Origin of the sequence: Synechococcus sp. CS-1332, assembly GCF_025127995.1 — a bacterium.
In the GTDB taxonomy this organism is placed as follows: domain Bacteria; phylum Cyanobacteriota; class Cyanobacteriia; order PCC-6307; family Cyanobiaceae; genus Cyanobium.
Genome location: NZ_JAHLYP010000011.1, coordinates 1 through 18377, shown reverse-complemented (window position 1 = coordinate 18377; position 18377 = coordinate 1). Strand labels below are relative to the sequence as shown.

The following is an 18377-nucleotide window of genomic DNA, read 5'->3' as shown; positions in this document are numbered from 1 at the left end:
CCCCCGTCCCACCGCTTTTCCCAACCATGACCCGTCCCACCCTGCGCTTCCGGCCCCTGAGGCCGGCGGTGGCCTCCGATCGCCCCTCGATCCTGGATCTGCTGCTCACGATCATCCCGCCGCCGGCGGCCGCCGATGCCACCCGTCGCGAGCGGCCGCCGCTCAACCTGGCCCTGGTGATCGACCGCTCCGGCTCGATGAGCGGCACCAAGCTCAGCTTCGCCCGCAAGGCCGCCCGCTTCCTGGCCGGCGAGCTCACAGGCCGCGATCGCCTCGCCATCGTCAGCTTTGACGACGAGGTGAACATGGTGGTGCCCTCCATGCCCGTGACCGATCCGCAGCCCTTCATCGCCGCGATCAACACGATCCACAGCGGTGGCTGCACGGCGCTTTTCGATGGCTGGCGAGCCGGGGCCACCCAGGTGGCCGAGCACCTCGATCCCGGGGCGATGAACCGGGTGCTGCTGCTCTCCGACGGCCAGGCCAACGAGGGCCTCACCAATCTGGAGCAGATCGCCGCCAAGGTGGCGGGCCTGACCCAGCGGGGCATCAGCACCAGTGCCTTCGGCTTGGGGGATGACTTCGACGAGGACCTGATGGGGGCGATGGCCGCGGCGGGGGACGGCACCCTCGCCCACATCGAAACCCCCAGCCAGCTGGCCGACCTCTACGCCTCCGAGCTCCAGGGGCTGGCCAGCACCTTCGGGCGGCGCGTGAGCCTCGGGGTGCGCAGCAAGAACGGCGCCGAGATGGTCGATCTGCTCAACGACCTCAAGCCCACCGCTGCCGGCAACCACCAACTGCCCTACCTGCGCGTCGGTCAGGAGCTCAACGTGGGTCTGCAGCTGGAGCTGCCCGCCTGGATCCCGAATCAGGAGATCCTCAGCGTGCGGCTGGCCTGGGAGGCCCCCGGTAGCGGCGACCGCCGGAGCCTGATCGAGCACCTACAGTTGCCGGTGATGGAAAGCGAGGAGCTCAAGCAGCTGGAGCCCGATGACGCGGTGGCCGAACAGCTGGCGCTGCTGCGGGCCAACCGGGAACGCCGCCAAGTGATCGCCGATCTGGATCGAGGGGATGTCATCAGCGCCAGCGCCAGCCTGGGCAAGCTGTTCGGCGACCTGTCGGCAATGCCTGCCACCCCGAGGCTCACTCGGGAGCTCGACCTGCTCAGCGAAAAGCTGGCCCTGCTCAAGAGCGATCCAAAGCGCAGCCGCAAGAACCTGCGCCGGGAATCGCAGCGCTCCAGCCTCAATGTGTGGGAGAGCGACGATGAGCAGACCTGATGTGGTGGCGATCGGGGATGTGCACGGCTGCGCCTCCCTGCTGGAGCAGGAACTCACCCCGCATCTGGAGACGGGTGTGGAGCTGATCTTCCTGGGGGACCTGATCGATCGGTCCCCCGAAGCCGACGGCGACCGGCGGGTGCTGGAGCGGGTGTGGCAGCTGCAGGAGAACCCCGGCGCATTCGGTTTGGCCGGGATCACGGTGCTGCGGGGTAACCACGAGCAGATGCTGCTGAAGGCGATGGCACGGAGAGCGCCGGATGAGGATGTGGAGCTGTGGCTGTGCAACGGCGCCAACCCCGACCTCCTGCCCCTGGCCCGCGAACGCCAGTCCTGGTTCGAGCAGCTGCCCTATACGGCGGTCCGCGGCCGCTATCTGTTCGTGCATGCTGGCGTGCGCCCCGACATCCGCCTGGAGCACCAGGCCACAGACGATCTGATCTGGATCCGGCGGCCGTTTCTGAGCCGGCCGCATGGGTTGCCGTACACCGTCGTGCACGGGCATACGTTTCGGCATGACTTCAAGGTGACACGGTTGCCGCATCGGATTGGGATTGATACGGGGGCGTATGAGAGCGGACTCCTGACGACTCTGCGACTGGAGATTCCATCCGAGCCAAATGTGGAGGCAGGACCATGAATCGACTAGAAATCAGCCGAGACGATCGGTTGGCCTACTTCGGCCTCTTTCGGGAGGCCCTCGATCTGGCCATCGACAGCCTCTTCCATTACCTCCTGTTTGATGAGGCCCTATCACCTGTCCTGCAGGCGCTCACCCTCGATGAGATTCTCAGCCGGCATCCCACCGATGCACCCATCCAACAGCGCGTCTGGATTTGCGAAGACGTGGTCAATCTGATCGTCCGCAAAAGTAACCTCTGGCAGCCGACAGGCCCACTGCCCCAGCTCTATAGGCGTATGGGGGCAATGATGCTGGTAATGTCTCCTCTCGACCAAGAAAAGCAGCGTGGCCCTGGATCCTGGGAAACCATCTACAGAACTAGAAAGGAGTGATGACTGAATCCTTTGCTAATCCTGAAATGGACTAAAGAGCTTATCGGAACTCATTGTAAGTGAACATAAAGCCTAAGGTGTAGCGAGGAACTAATGCAGCAAAACTCGGCCTAGATTGAACATCTTATTGCCATTTCGACCATCAGGAAGGACTCCATGCGATCACAAAGTAAGTGACACCTTGCCCACCGAGGCCAAATGCGCTACCTTGACTGCATTCATTCTGCGCATCCCAAGTGAGCATAGTTGCCTCTCAAAAACAGCTACAGGAACTATTTAATTTACGAAACTATCAATTCCGAATACCCGGATACCAGCGCCCTTATGCATGGCGTGAAGAGGAAGCTCAGGCCCTTATTGACGACCTCATCAATGCTTACAGAGAATCCCAGAGTGGCAGAGAATACTTTCTCGGAAGCATAGTAGTTATCCAGAGGCCGAATGATCAGATAAGTGAAGTCGTAGACGGCCAACAGCGTCTTACCTCGTTGACAATACTACTATCTGTTATTCGGAATTTACTTCCTAGCACCTCATTGGAATTGAAGCAGAACATTTCTGGCATGCTGGAGTCGCGGCATTTAGGAGATGATAGCATTGGACTTACAATTAGAAAAGCAGATAATGGATTTTTCAAGAAGTATGTAGTTGGTGAGTCTGAAATGCAGACATTATTGACAATGGATGCTGGTGTCAAAAGGGGATCGAGTCAAGAGTGCATCCGAGACAATGCCAAAACATTTCACAAGCAGTTGCTAGAGTTTGCTCCAGCGGATCACAACCAGGAGGAGGCTTTGCTTGCCTTTCTCAAATATGTACTGGACAAGACTTATGTAGTTATCGTAGCGACTGAAGATTTTGATAACGCTTACAAAATCTTTTCATCGCTAAATAATAGAGGGCTGGATCTTGACACGCCGGACATTCTGAAAGCCATACTGCTTGAAAAAGTCTCAGAAGAGAGCAAACTAAACGAATACACAGAAAAGTGGGAATCAAAAGAACTGGATCTTGGGAGAGATGCATTCCGAAGTCTTTTTACACACATTCACAGAATCAGAACACATCGAAGAGCTGGGTCAAGCCTGTTGAAAGAATACGAGAATGATATTCTTGTCAACTATAGCACTCTTCAATTCATAGATGATGTACTTGTTCCACTATCGGATTCGTATAGAACAGTTCTGACCGCTAATTTCGAGTGTGATGACATGGCACAAAAAAGGAGGATTAATCTTCTGCTGCGCTGGCTTAACCGTGCTGAAAATACTGATTGGTGCGCACCCGCGATAGCATTTCTATCTCACCCGGCCTACTCCGCAAGCGCAAATCTTGTTGAGCAGTTCTTAAAGAAATTAGAGCGCCTTGTGGCATGCTCTATGGTGCTTCGTGACAACGTAAATGTAAGAGCTGCTCGCTACAAGCCAGTTTTTGAGGCAATAGAAGAGAGTGCCGAGATAGCCATCTCATCGCTTCACAACTCGCTTAACGACCAGGACAAAGAAGGCGTTCTTAGGGCTCTCCATGGCAATGTATATGGCGAAAGATATCTTCAGTATGTTTTACTTAGAATTGACTCGGACCTAGCAGTTGGCAACATAAGCCCATCCCTCGACTGGGAACGAATCTCGATAGAGCACGTACTTCCTCAAACGCTGACACCATATTGGTCTGATGATTGGGGCAAAGATGATCTCCATGAGCAATGGGTCAATAAATTAGGAAATCTCGTACTACTCTCGCAGAGAAAAAACTCTGAGGCCCAAAACTACGAGTTTGAAAGGAAAAAGAAAGTTTATTTCTCAGGAAGAATGACAGAAGACGGCAGCATTATTGCTTGTCCGATAACAATACAGGTTCTGGAAACTCCAAACAAGTACGACGATCGAGGAAATCATGCTGGGCCGGGCTGGAATTTCGAAACAGTCAAACGAAGGCAGGATGATTATTTAGCTAGACTCATAGGAATATGGGAGATTTCTTAGTTAGCATCAAGTAACACTCCCGTGTGCCTGAATAGCACCAGCCAGCTCTCCCTATTCAGCCGCAGTCCTCTTGCAAGGTCCTTGGCTTGTCCATCACCCCAGATCCTGTTCCGTATTTTACTCGTGTATTGATAAAGACATCTCTGACCTGAGTAGCGCCCATCTTCAGCGCCAACCCCGACATCGAGAGCATACCCCATGCTGGAGCCCACCTGTTACAACATCCCCCCGGGAAAGACTGCAAGAGAAATCTTGAGCGATGATGAACTGAATGAACTAAGCAACCAGCTAGAAAAAATTAGTCAATTCTTTGAGGGGAAGATCATCCTGTACAAGATTGACGTTGGCAAGACGTACAGAGCAAGAAATCACGGCAAGATGGTGCTTGCGGGCAGATTTGTGGAAACAGTAGAAGGGGAAATCCATAAATTCTACATCAATCCAAGTACTGGAGAGGTTTATCAACGATCTCTAGATGAATGCCTTCTACCGGAAGTGCTAGAAAGCTTGATCAGCAATAGCTCCCCAGCAGAAGCAAAAAGCCCCGAAGCAGAGCTCCCGCCGTCCTACCAGTCGAGAGAAGAGTTTCTAACTAGTGCGCTCTTTGACGAAGAGAGCTCCGCATACAAGACAACATTTGCCTGGAAGCTCCGGGAAGGTGTCGAAGCTCTCGGCATTTTACATATTCTAATGGATGCAAGAGAAGGAAGCAGAGAGATGTCGTTGCTCTATGTTGTTCTATTTGCTCACACCGTTCAACTCACCATTGATGGCTTGAATCTTCACCTTGAGCATAGACGCTCTGGCAGTCCTATCGAGCATGATAACTTTGATGGGCAAGAATGCATACCGCTGAATGTTGATTCAATAGCAAAGCTCATCAAAGAACATGCCGATTGGCACTGCTGCGAAGCAGGGCTGGAGCTGGGACCAACCTTTGATTCAGTTCCGGAAGCAATTAGGTTGGCAAGGGAAGCAAGCCAAGGATTCATCGAAAAAATTGTACGCTCCCCCGATTACAGAATTGGTGACGTCGCAATCACTCTCTTAGGCCTGATCACCGACTACTGTCCGGTTGAACCTGAAGACATGGTTGAGGTCGATGACTACGAGCTTGACGTTGTATGGCAAGAGGTTGTGGCTGCCACGGGGTGCGCAGAGCAGTTGGCCATTGACGTTCTTATCAAGACAGAACGCAATTAAAGGAGTATGACCAGCGGGGATTTCACCTTTGCCGCTCTGGCCTGCTTTGGAGAACCTCAACGACTAACTCTTTTATGGCACCTGCTCGCTTGATCACCCCCAGCCAACTCGCCCTCTTCAGCCGCAGTCCCCGGATCGGTGCCTGGTGGGAGGAACTCAAGGCCAGGGGGCTGTTCACGGGCGAGCAACCGCCTCCCTCCAGCCTGGATGAGCAGCTGTTCGCCGATGGCCTGCGCCTTGAGCAGGTCTTGCTCAACCAACTGGAAGCCGAGGGCTATCGCATCGCCCGCCTCTCCGGCCAGCAGCGTGAGGCCGACTACGCCGCCACCAGGGCCGCCATGGAAGAGGGCTTCGACTTCATCCACCAGGCCTCGCTGAACAACGGAGAGATCCGCGGCTCGGCCGATGTGCTGCGCAGGATTCCCCAGCTCTCAGATCTCGGTGACTGGAGCTACATCCCGATCGAATGCAAGCTGGCCAGCAAGCCCCGCACCACCTTTCTGGTGCAAGCCTGTGCCTACGGGGAACTGCTCACCCCCCTGCTGGGGCAGCGGCCCGATCGCTTTGAGTTGTTTCTCGGCGGTGGCCGCTTCCAGTCTTTCGACATCGATCGCTTCTGGGCCTGGTATCAACAGCTCCGTGATCGCTACCGCGATTTCCGCGCCGCCTTCGATCCCGCCGCACCCCCGCAGGATGAACCCGGTGATCACGGCAGCTGGAGTGCCTTCATCGAGGAGCGCCTGATCGCCGAGCGGGATCTGATGCTGGTGGCCAACCTGCGCCAGAGCCAGCGCCTCAAGCTCAAGGCCGCCGGCATCCACACGATCGAGCAGCTGAGTGCGCTGGCTCCAGGCACCACCATTCCGGGCCTGGCCCACGAGGCACTCCATGAACTGCAGCAGCAGGCCGAACTTCAGCTCACCCCCGCTGACGCCGCTGGCAGACCGGCCTATCGGGTGAGGCCCCTGAGGCCGGGCAAGGGTTTATCCGCCCTCCCCGCGGCCGACGCGGGCGATATCTGGTTTGACATGGAGGGGGTGCACGATGCCGTCGCCGCCAGGAAGCTCGAATACCTCTTTGGCGCCTGCTATCGCGATGCACCCGGCGGCGCACCCCAGTTCAAAGCCTGGTGGGCCCACGCTCCACTGCAGGAGAAGAAGGCCTTCGAGGGATGGGTCGACTGGGTGGAGGAACGTCGTCGTCAGTTTCCTGGCCTGCGCATCTACCACTACGCCAGCTACGAGAAGACGGCCATGCGCCGGCTGGCCCAGCAGCACTCCACCCGGGAGGCCGTGATCGATGAATGGCTGCGCTCAGGCCTGCTGGTGGATCTGCTGCCGGTGGTCACCAACGCGATCGTGCTGGGCGAGGACAGCTACTCGATCAAGAAGGTGGAGCACCTCTACATGGAGGCGCGCTCTGCGGAGGTCACCAACGCCGGGGATTCGGTGGTGGCCTACACCAGCTGGCAGGCATCGGGAGAACCTCCCCGGCCGGGTCCAGCGCCAGAGGCCAGCCCGCAGCTGTTGGCGATCGAGGACTACAACCGGGAGGACTGTGAATCCACCGTCTATCTCCATGACTGGCTGCTCCAGCTGCGCTCCGACCAGGGCCTGCCCGAGCAACCCCTCCAGCTGGAAGATCCAGAACGGCCCGAGAAAGAACCCTGGCCCCTGGAGGCCCTGGCGGCTGAATTAATCAACGAGCTGCCGGAAACGCTCCAGAGCGATCCCGCCGCCGATGCACCAGAAGCACGGCTTCAGGAGGAAGAGCAACGCGGCCCCCGGGGACTGAGCTGGCGGGTGCAGCGGCTGTTGGCCCAGTTGCTCCCTTTTCACCACCGGGAAGCCAAGGTGGCCTGGTGGGGGTACTTCGATCGCAGGCAGAAAGCGCTGGAGTCTCCAGGGGATCTGGAGAGCGACGGCGAGGCCGTGGAAGGTGCCGTGTGGGAATCGATGGAAAGCCGCACCAGCGCCCGCACCGGCGCCGACTACCACAGCTTCCGCTTTGACCCCAGCCAACCGCTCAAGTTGCGCGCCCAACCTGGACACAGCGGGCTAATCATCGAGATCCCGGAAGCGGGCCTTCAACTGGGGGTGGACGAACTCGACGCGGAGCAGGGTCTGGTGACGCTCAAGTTTCCCTGGAGCAAGCGGGACCGACTTGTCGCCGAGGGACTCCGAGTGGACCTGCCCCGTACGCCGGTCGCTCTGATCAAGGTGCCCGCCGACATCAGTGAAAGCCTGCGTGAGCGCCTTGATGAACAAGCCCAGGGCTGGGTCCACGATCAGCAGCCCCTGCCCGAGCCCATCCGTCACCTGCTGGAGCGTGAACCTGCTGCTGCGTTGGTGGCGCTCAATGCGCTCGTCCGCGCCGAGCCCTCAGCGGTGGTGGAGCAGCTGGCCTCCTTCCTGGAAGCCAGCAGCGGCAAGACCCTCGCCCTGCAGGGTCCCCCCGGCACCGGCAAGACCACGGTCACGGCCCAGGTGATCGCCGAACTGGTGCGCCGTGGTCAGCGCGTCGCGATCAGTTCCAACAGCCATGCGGCCATCAACAACCTGCTGCTCAAGATCCAGGCCGTCATCAGCGAGCAGGGCCTGCCCGTGGCCGTGGTCAAGTGCACGAACGACAAGCAAGACCCCGTGTTGGCCGGTAGCGCCATTGCCCTGGTTAAACCCGATCAGCTCACCGAGGCCATGGCCGTGGTGGGCGGCACCACGTTCAGCCTCTGCCGCGCAGACGTGGCCGACGCCTTTGATCTGCTGGTGGTGGATGAGGCGGGCCAGGTCTCCCTGGCCAATCTGCTGGTGATGGCCCGCTGCGCCCGTTCGATCCTGCTGGTGGGCGACCAGCAGCAACTGTCCCAGCCATCCCAGGCCGATCACCCTGGGGACAGTGGCGATTCCTGCCTGGAGTATCTGATGCAGGACGCCCATGTCGTCCCTGCCGATCGGGGCGTGTTTCTGGCCACCAGCTGGCGCATGGAGCCCTCCCTCACCGCCATGGTCTCGGAGCTGTTCTATGACGGCCGCCTGCAGGCCAGCCCTGCCAACATCATCAACCGCATCGACTGGCGGGAGCCCTTCACCGCCAGCCATGGTGCAATCCTGCCCGGCCACGGATTGGTATTCGAGGCGTTGGAGCACACCGGCCGCAGTGTCAGCTCAGAGGAGGAGATCGAGCGCATCGCCCAGCTGGTGGAGGTGCTGCTGGGCTCCAGCTACCGCCATGCCTCCGGCAGCGGTGAACGCAGCGGGGTGCTGACCCCAGACGACATCCTGGTGACCGCTCCCTACAACGTGCAGGTGAACCGGCTGCAGCAACGGCTGGGTCATCGCGCGCGGGTCGGAACGGTGGACAAGTTCCAGGGCCAGGAGGCGCCGGTGGCCATCCATTCCCTCACCGCCAGCGACGGTGATGCCGCCCCCCGGGGCCTTGGTTTCCTGCTGGAACCGAACCGCCTGAATGTGGCGATCAGCAGGGCCCATTGTCTCTCGATCGTGGTGGGCTCGCCCGGTCTGGTGAGCGGGATTGCCAACACAGTCGCGGAAGCGGAGCAGATCAATCGGTTGTGCCGCTTGGTCCAAGCTTCGATGGAAGCTGATCGCCGAGATTGCAACTGAACCGAATGGGATTCCCTTCTCCATCCATTAAGGAACAGCCCTTCCTGATCCATTGTGTCACTGACTTGACCCCTCGGAGGAGCCTATGTCGTTCAACGTCAAGTCTTGGTTGGTAGAGGCGGTAGTCGACTCTGTACTCGCCCAGCCATCTGGCTCACGCCGCGGAATCACTGTGTTCTGGCTCGCATCGCTGGACCGCGTACGCCATGAGCGCATCCTGAGGATTGGCACGCTCCATGGGCATCACTTCTTGCTTGCTGCTGAGATTGACCCGATTGCGACGCACGTGATGGACCCGAAGCGTCTTGATGAGTACGTCGAGCACGAGATCCTCAAGCACTCGAATGACAAGGACTCCTATTCCATAGAAGCTGCTCGCGCCCACGTCCAGGAATGCGTCGAGAAAGGGCGCATCGTCGTCGCTTTCCGAAATGCTCGTGCATTCACCGGAGAATTCAAGAGCAATGGGCGCAACTCCATCTGGTATGAGGAAGATCAGTGTCATTGAAACCCAACCCAACAGCCCAACACCTCACACCCCATGCCTAGACACCCCAAGGCCCGCCTGACACCCATCAGCCGCGCCCATTGCCTCTCGAACACAGTGGCGGAAGTGGAGCAAATCAATCGGTTGTGCCGGATCACTCAGGAAAGCCTTCGTGGTAGCGGCCAGTGGATTGGTAGCGAATCCGCTGATTGATGGAGTCCATGCTGAAGTCAAACAGTTCACCGTCGTTGAGATCGATGAACTGACCCATCAGGAAGATGCCGTTGTCGATGTTCTCCACCAACTGGCCATAGTCGATCCGGTGGAGGTGAGCGTGGTTTCCATAGGAGTCCTTGATGGCCGCGAACAACTCTGAAAGGTTCTCGCTGAATTCCTCATTGAACACCTCCTCGGAGGTCATGCCCTCCGGCAGGTTGTAGGCCGTGGGGCGCAGCAAGGGAACCCCGTCCGGCACCACGACATCCGGCTCCGGTGCATAGACCATCGGGCAGTTGCCACGGGTTTCGAGCATCCACTCCAGAAGCCTGTCCAGGCCCTCCGCATCAGCGGTCATCAGCGCCATGTCACCGTCATCGCCCGGCTGGCTTTTCACCCAGTCGATCACTTCGATGGCGGCCAGGTTCTGGCCCCCGTCCATCCAGGGCAGGAGATCCTGCAGGGAACAACCTTGGAATCCCTCGTTGATGAGGCTGTCGATGCTGCGGGTGCTGGTGGTGAGCTGGTCGAGCCACCGCTGGGCGACGGGAGGGAGATCGGTCATGGGGTGGCGGGGAGTAAGGGGGCTGTGGAATCTAGTCCATTCTCACAGTTGCAGTGGCACTGTTGCTACTTTGACCGGAAAGGTTCGCTCTGGGCCCAGGGATTGATCAGATCAAGGCCCAGCCCTGTGAAGTCGCTCACGTTGCGGGTGGCCAGTTGGGCGCCCTGGGCCAGGGCGGTGGCGGCGATCACCGCATTGGCCGTTGCGATGGGCCGTCCCAGTTGCCCCCGCCGCACCAGCAGCTCGCCATACCAATGGGCGGCATCCCGGTGGAAGGCCAGCACGCGATCGCCAAGCAGGGCCTTCACCAGCGCTTGCCAGCTATCCAGCAGGGCCTGCTTGCGGCGACCCTCGGGCAGCCGGGTGAGGCCGTGCAAGATCTCGGCTTCGTTCATCGCCGTGATGCCCACCTCCGCTGGATCGAGACCATCCGCCCAGGTCAGTACCGCCGGCTCCGGCTGGGGCCGCATCAGTTCGGCGATCACGTTCGTGTCGAGAACGATCACGCCGGCTCCTCGGTGAACACGGCGGCCTCCGCCATGGAAACCCGCGCCGGCAGATCCAACTCCACCCCGCCGAGGGCGGCGAAGTGGGCGTGGATGCGACTCCCTAGACCTGGGCTGTCAGAGCCAGCGGATTGCGGGAGCACGGCTTCGCGCAGGATCCTGCGGGCTTCCTCCTCCATGGAGTGGCCCTGGCACACCCAGATCACGCCTCGCTCAGCGCAGCAGGAACACCGCCAGCAGGCCCCAAACCAGGCCGAGAACATGCATGGCGAGGGGGACGGGCTCGTGTGGCGGGTAGGACGCCAGCAAGCGCGTGCGGCAGAGCTCCTGCTGGGCCAGGAACAGGGCACAGACCAGGGCCAGGAGGTAGACCAGCAGCACCCCGAGGTGTTCGAGGGTTTCCGCGATGGCGTCCGGCCCCGGCCCGATCAGGTGCTGGGCGAGGTGGAAGATCTGGCCGGGCAGCTCGGCGCTGAGCATGAAGACGAAGAACAGTGCCACCCCTTGGCGCCCCAGGCGGGCGATCTGCGCGGCAGACGGGTGCGCCATCGTTCCGGAGCAGGGGTTGCTGAAGTCTGACCCTGGCTGCAGGTGGAGGCGGCGATCCAGATGCTGCTGAGAGCGGAAAAGGTATAAAATCAGCTCACAATGGATGTGGAGTTCGACCCGGTCAATAGCGAGGCCAACCTGGCCAAGCACGGCATCGATTTCGTCGAGGCTCAAGCCCTCTGGAGCGATCCAGCCTTGCTTGAGGTCCCTGCACGCACAACTGGCGAGCCGCGCTTCCTGGTGATTGGCAAGATCCATCGCAAGCATTGGTCGGCAGTGATCACCTACCGCGGCTCGACAATCCGCCTCATTTCCGTCCGTCGCTCCCGCCTGGAGGAGGTCCAGCTCTATGAACAGCTCTGAATTCGATCGCCGCTTCGATGCCGGTCAATCCGTGCTGGAGGCGCTCGATCTCAACGGCGCCCGTCGAGCCCCCGTGAAACAGAAGCGGGTCAACGTGGATTTTCCCCTCTGGATGGTCGAGCAACTCGACTGTGAGGCCTCACGCCTCGGCGTGACCCGCCAGTCGATCATTAAGGTCTGGCTCGCGGAGCGACTTGAGCAAGGTCGTCCTGACGCGTAGTCTCCGGCCAGCAGCGGCCACGCGTCAGCGCAGGAGAGCCGCTGAATCCGCTTGCCCCCAGCACCTGCAGCGATCAGGGCTGGGGTGCCAGCAGCTCAGCCAGATAGCTGGTGAGGCGGAACCCAGCCGGATGGGCATAGACGATGTCGGCAATCTTCCAGGTGCCGGCAGGTCCGCTCACCAGCTGATAGCGCAGCTGCTGCGGCGCCTCCATGGGTCGGTTGCGCAGCCCCGCCTGCACGGCCACCCGGGCCTCCAGCCCGCCACCGGGTAGGGCGGCGCAGCCCAGCACCTTGGCGCCGAAGGTCGACACCTGGGTGCCGCTGAACAGATCGAAGTCAACAAAACGGCCGCTGGCTGGATCGAGCCCGTAGGCGCGCCGCAGCTTCTGGTACAGCCCATCGGTGAAGCGGCTTTGCTGGCTCTTGAGCTCGATCGGACCGCGCAGGTCCTGCCCAGCCACATGCCAGCGGTAGAGGCCATCCAGCTGGGCCTTCACGAGAGCCGGGCATGGGGCGATCGCCGCGGCCAGCAACAGCGGCATCAGCTGGGGCAGGGGCATGACGGCGTGCTGGCGTTGCTGGGAATCCTGGCAGTGGGGCGGCCAACTCAGGGCAGTTCCAGCCAACCCCGCAGGGCCAGATCCAGCTCGATCAGCAGCTGGGGCTCCAGTTGCCCCACCACCTTGCCCAGGGAGCTGAGCGGCACCGTGAACAGCTTGTCGACCATCAGCTGGGACGTCTTCTGCAGACCATTGCGTGCCGTTGGCTGGACGGGAAGCCGGACCAGGGGAGCGTCCACCAGGGTGCTGGTGAGTGGGCAGAGGGTGACGCTCGGATGGGCCTGCAACCATCGATCCGCCTGGACCACCACGGCGGGGCGTGGCTTGCCGGCGTACACCCCCGGGCTGGCCACGGTCACCACGGTGCCGCGGCGGAGCTCAGGCCGATTCATGCGGTCCAGTCAATCCAGTCAGGGAGCTGCTCGCTCCAGTGCTGTTGCGGTTCCCGTTCGGCCATCCGTTGCGACTGCCGGCGGGCTTCCTCGCCATCGCCATGGCGCAGGAGGTACTGGGTGATGGCGTCTCGCACGCAGGCACTGCGGCTCTTGCCGAGCTGGCGGGCCAGCTGATCGAGCTGCCGCTCGAGTTCCGGCTCAACCCGCACCCCGATCGCCATGACTCCTGCTGTTCAACAACGTGTTCTACAGCGTAGGTGGATGGGGCGCTCTGGGTGCCACCAGGCGTTCAATCGATCCGCAGTTGCTGGCACTGCTGCCCAGCGAGTGCCTCATTCATCGTGGGGCCACAGCCGCAGCACCTCCACGACCCTCTGGTCGGGCAGCACCTGGTAGACGAGGCGGTGCTGCGGCTTGTGCAGCAGCAGGGCATTGATTCGCTTGGTCCCTTGGTGGATGCCTGGACCAGCTGGCGCGGCTGGAGGCCCTAGTGGAAAGCAGCCAGTCGCTGCTCACCACCCCGTTCCGCTAACCGCCCCTGCGGCATGGCTGCCGCACGCGCATCGGTTCGTTGGTGGAGGGTTTGTACGACGCGCTGCTGTTCTGAGATGGATTCAGCGAACCTCCTGACGTGACCCCCATCAGTGGTCCAGTTCCTATGAGAGCTGGGGGCGGGGCTGCTGGGTGATCGGCTTGAGATCGGAAGCGAGATCGAAAACCATGTCGCCGATCTAGGCCATCGGATCGAGCTGCTCAAGGAATCGCCCAAGGTGCTGTTTACAGGTGCTCAGCGACCAGCAGCTCGCCGACACCATCTCAGGTGGGAACACACGCGGCCGCCCAGGCTCCAGATCAAGTACATCAGGAGGGCCGCCAGCAGGCCAAGGGAGGCGTGGATGGCGATGTCTGACAGCCAGAGCAGCTCTGGAGAAGGGACGGCTGGCTGGTGGTGAGGTCGCTGGAGCCGCTGAAGGAGTTTTTCCGTGGGCCTGGGGCGGGTGGAGGCCGCCAGGCCACTGATTGTGAGGCCAGAGCCAACAATGGTGAGGGTTTTACGGATGGTCTGCTCCCGTGCTTTCTCCGCTTCCTCCAGAGCGAGTTGCTGTTTCTGGGAATCCAGCGTCACGATTGTGCGGATCGCACTGATCGCCTGGTCTGCGTAGAGACGTCCGGGGGAGAGAACCTTGAGGTCGTGTTCGATCTGCCTCTGATGGATGGGGCAGTCCTGATCGATAAAGCCGCCCATGAACGTATCACCCTCCAGCAGCAGAAAAGGAATGCTGTTGCGGGCATTGGCCACGTTGTCGATAAGGGTGAGCAGATGGATGCTCATGTCCCGCTCACAACGGGAGAGCTGATGAGCATGATCTGGCAAGGCAGCCAGGTGATCTTCAAGAATCTGAATCCGTTTCTGGCGTGCCTGGTGATCATTGTCGCTGATCTTCAGCTCGGAGATCTGGGATAAGTGGCTTTCGATGGCATCGTAGTGCCGCTTCCCCTCAGAAAAGCAGATGGCTGATTGCTGGACCACAAAATCGATTTTGGCACGGCAAGAGAGCATGTTCAGGATATGCTGTACCTCACTTCCATCACTGTCCTGCTTGCTTTTGATCCAGATGTAATGCGTCGTGTTGCCTTCGGAAAACTCCCGGATTGGTGAACCGCGAAGGATTTCAGTTCTGCTCAGCTCAAGCTCGGCGATACCCAGGACCCCAACGATCATGTCCGCGGCAAACTCCTCAGAGGCATTGTCAGAGATGATGGTGAGCAGAGTGCATTGCCCGAGCGAAGACGTCAGAGGATAACGGCACCCCCTGAGCAAAGAGACGGGCTTGTTCGCAACGGTGGAAGAAAGATCAAGAATGAACGTGTCGTGCAGGAGGAATGGCTCTACCTTCTGCAAGACCTCAGGATGGCAATGCCCAGCAGGATCCAAGGCGTAGAAGCCATCGCCGGGGGCCAATGGTGTGAGGCCTGGGTGAAAGCGACTCGACGAATTGGAGGCTCGGATTAACGCACGGATGATTTCCTTGCGGTGCTGATCTGACAGCCCTGGCACAACCCCCAAAAGCCTATCAATGCCATCATGGTCAACCGGTTTGCCCAGCCCATGGTGCAGCTGAAAAACAAGTTGATCGAGGCAGGCAAACTCAACGGGTTGGTTTGGGTTCACCATTCTTGTCAGATGCTCGCTGGGAATCCAATACGATGTTGCGAATGGAAGCCTTGAAGTCTTGGGGGTTGAGCCGGGGCCTGACTCCACCAAGACGTGTTTCCGTGTCCGTTGCTGGCGAGGATGAAACAGGAAAGAGCGTTGAGTTGATCGCTGCGTGGTGGGTCAAGAATTCACTCAGCTTGCTCGTCAGCTCTTCGTTGCTGATGTCTGGATCCAGTTTGGAGGAAAAGTCAAGGATGGCGTTGCGATCTTCAGGCGTGAGGATCGAGTGATTGGCTTGGAGGGCAGCTTGAAACTTGTAGGCATCCGCTGGCATGTGAGGATCCATGCGTCGTCTTGACAACCATAGCGAGGTATGCACGGCGGCCTATTGCCCGACCGCGCAGAAGGCCGCCCAGTAAAACGGGCTGCTGTAGAGGCGATCGGTTGGCAGGTGCCGCCGCTTCAGCTCCTGGATGTCGTAGTTGTAGTTGGGGCGCACCGCTTCAGGGAGGCTGGGCAGTGCACGCTCGATCCGTGCCACGGCCTGCTCACAGGTGAGGTGGCGGAGCCAGTGCTGGGCTTGCTTGAGGGCAATGGCTACATCGGTTTGCCTCTGGGTTTGCTCCTGCTGCTTGAGCAGGCGGTAGAACTCAGCCATGAGCAGGCCGGTGCTGATGTCGCTCACGGTCCAGAGGGTACCGATGACGCTGTTGCAGCCGGCAAAGAGAAAACCACTGCTGAGGCCCACAAACTCATCGCTCAGGCTGTTGATCTCGCTCAGGCCGGTTTCGCAGGCAGAGAGGGTGACAAGGCGCGCTTGGCGCAGGTCCAGCTGGAAGAGATCGAGCAGGGTGAGGCACCTGGAGAGGTCGAGGGCGCCGCCGTCCAGTTGCGGCAGGTAGCGGTCGGGATCGGCATCGTCTGGCTGAGAATCCACGTAGCTGTCCGCCAGGATGAGGGCCGAGAGCTGGGGCTGTGCGAAGTTGAATGTGCCGTGGCAGGAGAAGTGGAGGCAGGTGCTGCTGGCCAGGGTGGAGCTGCTCCGCTCCAGTGCGGCTTTGGTGGCTGCCTGTTGCCTGAGCACCGTGGGCTTGGGGCCAAACAGTGGATGGATGGCCTCGACTTCGAGATCGGTGTAGGGGAGATCCCGGGTGGGATTCTGGATGGCAAACAGAGAATCCAGGCCAGTCTGCGGCCGCTGCTGAACCAGCTGAAGCACCTGCAGGCTGGGGGCAAAACGCACACCGCGGGCAAAATGATCCAGCAGCGTGTTGTTCGACTCACTCAGCGACAGACAGTGGAGCGGCAGCAAGTGAAGAAAGCGGTGGGGAACAAGGATCAACTGATCCGCATCCGGGGCCATCTCTGAGATCTTCCTGGCCAGGGTATCAATCTCCAGCATCCCGGCGAAATCCATCAGCGCTTCGGGGAGGGACCGTGCCCATTCCTCTTTCTCCTGAAGGTAGGTCTGAATGTAGCTGTTCAGGGCCTGGGTCAGATTCTGAAGAGTGTCTTCTGGGTACACATGACAGGTTGGCTGTGAGGTCTGTGCTGACACAAGAAAGGCCACCAGCCTGTCTCCTGCCACATACCAACTCGCCAAGGCGGTGCGACCATCTGGTAGGGCGGCTTGCAACTGCTCAAAGGTGAGAGGCTGCACCTTCTGGCTCAAGGAGAAGGTAGGGTCAATGGGTTGGATGTCGAACTGGATCAGGTGCTCAAGCTGTTGCTTTTCCCGCCGCAGCCGGTCAGTGGAGGCCTGAACATCCTGTTGTTTCGGCGGCCCTAGATTCAGCGTACGAGTATCGCTTTTGGCAATCGATCCACCATCTGTGGTGGGGCCTAGCGCCCCATCATTCTTGTTGAGCTGCCGTTCTGCCCGGGCAATGGAGCCGCGCAGGGCATCCAGGCGGCGAATCACTTCTGGCGGGATGTCTCCCTTGGGATAGAGGTCCTTGGTGGCTAACAGTTCAACGAGATTGCGGGCTTTGGAACGATCAGCCACCTCAAGGGCTTTGTCGTATTGCTCAGCATCCACATACACCTGTACGAGGTTGGCGTAAACCTCGATGGCCTCTGCCACAATCTCGGCTTTACGCTTGGGATCAATCGCCACCGAGCGCAGGTTTTCCACGGCTTTGATGGCCAGTGTGTAGCCCTTGATGGCAATATCGCGCAGGTTGTTCATAAAGCCCAGATTGCCAAGGTTCCTGGCTGTCAACAGGCAATCTGCGGAGCGGGTCACCGAATCCAGAATCCGCAAGGCATTGGTATAGGCCTCGATGGCGTTCTCGATCTGTTGTTTCGGATTCTCTAAGATCAGGGCAAGATCGCGGTAGGCGTTGCCGAGATTATTGCTTGTGGCGGCCCAGGCTTGCGGCAGCTCGGCTTCTGTTCTGACCCGCAAGGCATTGGTAAAGGCCTCGATGGCTTTCTCGATCTGTTGTTTCGGATTCTCTGAGAACGGGGCAAGAATTAGGTAGGCGTTGCCAAGGTTAGTGATTGTGTCGGACCAGGCTTGCGGCAGCTCGGCTTCTGTTCTGCTCCGCAAGGCATTGATATAGGCCTCGATGGCGTTTTCGATCTGTTGTTTCGGACTCTCTGAGTACGGGGCAAGATCGACGTAGGCGGTGCCGAGATTATTGTTTGTGGTGGCCCAGGCTTGCGGCAGATCGGCTTCTGTGAAGACCCGCAAGGAATTGGTATAGGCCTCGATGGCGTTCTCGATCTGTTGTTTCGGATGCTCTGAGAACGGGACAAGCTCGAGGTAGGCGTTGCCGAGATTATTGTTTGTGGTGGCCCAGGCTTGCGGCAGATCGGCTTCTGTGAAGACCCGCAAGGTATTGGTATAGGCCTCGATGGCGTTCTCGATCTGTTGTGTCGGATTCTCTGAGAACGGAGCAAGATCGAGGTAGGCGTTGCCGAGATTAGTATTTGTGGCGGCCCAGTCTTGCGGCAGCTCGGCTTCTGTGTAAACTCGAGAGGCATTGGTAAAGGCCTCGATGGCATTCTCGATCTGTTGTTTCGGATTCTCTAAGATTGGGGCAAGATTGAGGTAGGCGTTGCCAAGATTATTGTTTGTGGTGGCCCAAGCTTGCGGCAGTTCGGCTTCTGTTCTGACCCGCAAGGCATTGGTATAGGCCTCGATTGCGTTTTCGATCTGTTGTTTCGGATTCTCTGTAAACGGGGCAAGTTTACTGTAGGCGCTGCCGAGATTATTGATTGTGTCGGCCCAGGCTTGCGGCAGC

19 protein-coding genes are annotated in these 18377 nt (G+C 59.4%); 9 read left to right on the top strand and 10 right to left on the bottom strand.

The window, feature by feature from the left end; genetic code table 11:
- Nucleotides 1–26: 26 nt before the first annotated feature.
- The 7 genes from KQ305_RS01765 to KQ305_RS01735 all read left to right on the top strand — a co-directional run bounded on the left by KQ305_RS01765 (nucleotide 27) and on the right by KQ305_RS01735 (nucleotide 9616).
- Entirely contained in the window at nucleotides 27–1283 is a 1257-nt protein-coding gene (locus KQ305_RS01765) for a VWA domain-containing protein (protein WP_259723738.1), read from the top strand.
- The gene (locus KQ305_RS01760; protein ID WP_259723737.1) at nucleotides 1270–1923 is read left to right on the top strand and encodes a metallophosphoesterase family protein; all 654 of its coding nucleotides are present in this window, start codon (nucleotides 1270–1272) and stop codon (nucleotides 1921–1923) included. The genes KQ305_RS01765 and KQ305_RS01760 overlap by 14 nt, the downstream gene beginning before the upstream one ends.
- Before the next feature lie 29 nt (nucleotides 1924–1952).
- Nucleotides 1953–2297: a hypothetical protein gene (locus KQ305_RS01755; RefSeq protein ID WP_259723736.1), complete on the top strand. Its 345-nt coding sequence runs from the start codon at nucleotides 1953–1955 to the stop codon at nucleotides 2295–2297.
- A 236-nt stretch (nucleotides 2298–2533) separates the two neighbouring features.
- Nucleotides 2534–4282 (top strand): DUF262 domain-containing protein, encoded by a 1749-nt coding sequence (locus KQ305_RS01750; protein WP_259723735.1) that lies wholly within the window; start codon nucleotides 2534–2536, stop codon nucleotides 4280–4282.
- Nucleotides 4283–4480: 198 nt separating this feature from the next.
- Nucleotides 4481–5485, top strand: a complete 1005-nt coding sequence (locus KQ305_RS01745; RefSeq protein ID WP_259723734.1) for a hypothetical protein — start codon at nucleotides 4481–4483, stop codon at nucleotides 5483–5485.
- Nucleotides 5486–5574: 89 nt separating this feature from the next.
- Nucleotides 5575–9108 (top strand): TM0106 family RecB-like putative nuclease, encoded by a 3534-nt coding sequence (locus KQ305_RS01740; protein WP_259723733.1) that lies wholly within the window; start codon nucleotides 5575–5577, stop codon nucleotides 9106–9108.
- Nucleotides 9109–9193: 85 nt separating this feature from the next.
- Nucleotides 9194–9616 (top strand): hypothetical protein, encoded by a 423-nt coding sequence (locus KQ305_RS01735; protein WP_259723732.1) that lies wholly within the window; start codon nucleotides 9194–9196, stop codon nucleotides 9614–9616.
- A gap of 133 nt (nucleotides 9617–9749) precedes the next feature.
- On the opposite strand, the gene KQ305_RS01730 is transcribed toward KQ305_RS01735, so the two are convergent.
- From KQ305_RS01730 to KQ305_RS01715, 4 genes are all read right to left on the bottom strand, one after another.
- Complete coding sequence (locus KQ305_RS01730; protein ID WP_259723731.1) at nucleotides 9750–10376, bottom strand: hypothetical protein; 627 nt, start codon at nucleotides 10374–10376, stop codon at nucleotides 9750–9752.
- Between the two features lie 65 nt (nucleotides 10377–10441).
- Nucleotides 10442–10882 carry a type II toxin-antitoxin system VapC family toxin gene (locus KQ305_RS01725; protein WP_259723730.1) on the bottom strand — a complete coding sequence of 147 codons (441 nt, stop codon included), beginning with the start codon at nucleotides 10880–10882 and terminating at the stop codon, nucleotides 10442–10444.
- Nucleotides 10879–11025, bottom strand: coding sequence for a hypothetical protein (locus tag KQ305_RS01720; protein WP_259723729.1), 147 nt, complete (start codon nucleotides 11023–11025; stop codon nucleotides 10879–10881). The genes KQ305_RS01725 and KQ305_RS01720 overlap by 4 nt, the downstream gene beginning before the upstream one ends.
- A gap of 70 nt (nucleotides 11026–11095) precedes the next feature.
- A complete protein-coding gene (locus KQ305_RS01715) occupies nucleotides 11096–11431 on the bottom strand; it encodes a hypothetical protein (protein WP_259723728.1) in 336 nt (111 codons plus the stop codon).
- A 99-nt stretch (nucleotides 11432–11530) separates the two neighbouring features.
- Here KQ305_RS01715 and KQ305_RS01710 point away from each other — a divergent pair, with 99 nt between their 5' ends.
- Complete coding sequence (locus KQ305_RS01710; RefSeq protein ID WP_259723727.1) at nucleotides 11531–11794, top strand: BrnT family toxin; 264 nt, start codon at nucleotides 11531–11533, stop codon at nucleotides 11792–11794.
- On the top strand, nucleotides 11781–12014 hold the full coding sequence (gene brnA / locus KQ305_RS01705; RefSeq protein WP_259723726.1) for a type II toxin-antitoxin system BrnA family antitoxin: 234 nt from the start codon (nucleotides 11781–11783) through the stop codon (nucleotides 12012–12014). Before KQ305_RS01710 ends, brnA begins: the two co-directional genes overlap by 14 nt.
- Nucleotides 12015–12087: 73 nt before the next feature.
- Here the strand turns inward: brnA and KQ305_RS01700 are convergent, their stop codons facing one another.
- The 6 genes from KQ305_RS01700 to KQ305_RS01675 all read right to left on the bottom strand — a co-directional run.
- The gene (locus KQ305_RS01700; protein WP_259723725.1) at nucleotides 12088–12576 is read right to left on the bottom strand and encodes an ABC transporter substrate-binding protein; all 489 of its coding nucleotides are present in this window, start codon (nucleotides 12574–12576) and stop codon (nucleotides 12088–12090) included.
- A 47-nt stretch (nucleotides 12577–12623) separates the two neighbouring features.
- Nucleotides 12624–12968 (bottom strand): type II toxin-antitoxin system PemK/MazF family toxin, encoded by a 345-nt coding sequence (locus KQ305_RS01695; RefSeq protein WP_259723724.1) that lies wholly within the window; start codon nucleotides 12966–12968, stop codon nucleotides 12624–12626.
- Entirely contained in the window at nucleotides 12965–13192 is a 228-nt protein-coding gene (locus KQ305_RS01690) for a ribbon-helix-helix domain-containing protein (RefSeq protein WP_259723723.1), read from the bottom strand. The genes KQ305_RS01695 and KQ305_RS01690 overlap by 4 nt, the downstream gene beginning before the upstream one ends.
- 566 nt (nucleotides 13193–13758) lie before the next feature.
- Nucleotides 13759–15147 (bottom strand): hypothetical protein, encoded by a 1389-nt coding sequence (locus KQ305_RS01685; RefSeq protein WP_259723722.1) that lies wholly within the window; start codon nucleotides 15145–15147, stop codon nucleotides 13759–13761.
- Nucleotides 15122–15463, bottom strand: a complete 342-nt coding sequence (locus KQ305_RS01680; protein WP_259723721.1) for a hypothetical protein — start codon at nucleotides 15461–15463, stop codon at nucleotides 15122–15124. Before KQ305_RS01680 ends, KQ305_RS01685 begins: the two co-directional genes overlap by 26 nt.
- A 51-nt stretch (nucleotides 15464–15514) precedes the next feature.
- A partial coding sequence (locus KQ305_RS01675; RefSeq protein WP_259723720.1) for a CHAT domain-containing protein occupies nucleotides 15515–18377 on the bottom strand: 2863 nt, incomplete at its 5' end.

Coding starts and splice junctions, on each gene's coding strand:
- KQ305_RS01700 (WP_259723725.1), bottom strand. CDS start 12,576: ATGCCCCTGCCCCAGCTGATGCCGCTGTTGCTGGCCGCGGCGATCGCC.
- KQ305_RS01745 (WP_259723734.1), top strand. CDS start 4,481: ATGCTGGAGCCCACCTGTTACAACATCCCCCCGGGAAAGACTGCAAGA.
- KQ305_RS01735 (WP_259723732.1), top strand. CDS start 9,194: ATGTCGTTCAACGTCAAGTCTTGGTTGGTAGAGGCGGTAGTCGACTCT.
- KQ305_RS01730 (WP_259723731.1), bottom strand. CDS start 10,376: ATGACCGATCTCCCTCCCGTCGCCCAGCGGTGGCTCGACCAGCTCACC.
- KQ305_RS01715 (WP_259723728.1), bottom strand. CDS start 11,431: ATGGCGCACCCGTCTGCCGCGCAGATCGCCCGCCTGGGGCGCCAAGGG.
- KQ305_RS01710 (WP_259723727.1), top strand. CDS start 11,531: ATGGATGTGGAGTTCGACCCGGTCAATAGCGAGGCCAACCTGGCCAAG.
- KQ305_RS01680 (WP_259723721.1), bottom strand. CDS start 15,463: ATGCCAGCGGATGCCTACAAGTTTCAAGCTGCCCTCCAAGCCAATCAC.
- KQ305_RS01690 (WP_259723723.1), bottom strand. CDS start 13,192: ATGGCGATCGGGGTGCGGGTTGAGCCGGAACTCGAGCGGCAGCTCGAT.
- KQ305_RS01695 (WP_259723724.1), bottom strand. CDS start 12,968: ATGAATCGGCCTGAGCTCCGCCGCGGCACCGTGGTGACCGTGGCCAGC.
- brnA (WP_259723726.1), top strand. CDS start 11,781: ATGAACAGCTCTGAATTCGATCGCCGCTTCGATGCCGGTCAATCCGTG.
- KQ305_RS01685 (WP_259723722.1), bottom strand. CDS start 15,147: ATGGTGAACCCAAACCAACCCGTTGAGTTTGCCTGCCTCGATCAACTT.
- KQ305_RS01760 (WP_259723737.1), top strand. CDS start 1,270: ATGAGCAGACCTGATGTGGTGGCGATCGGGGATGTGCACGGCTGCGCC.
- KQ305_RS01765 (WP_259723738.1), top strand. CDS start 27: ATGACCCGTCCCACCCTGCGCTTCCGGCCCCTGAGGCCGGCGGTGGCC.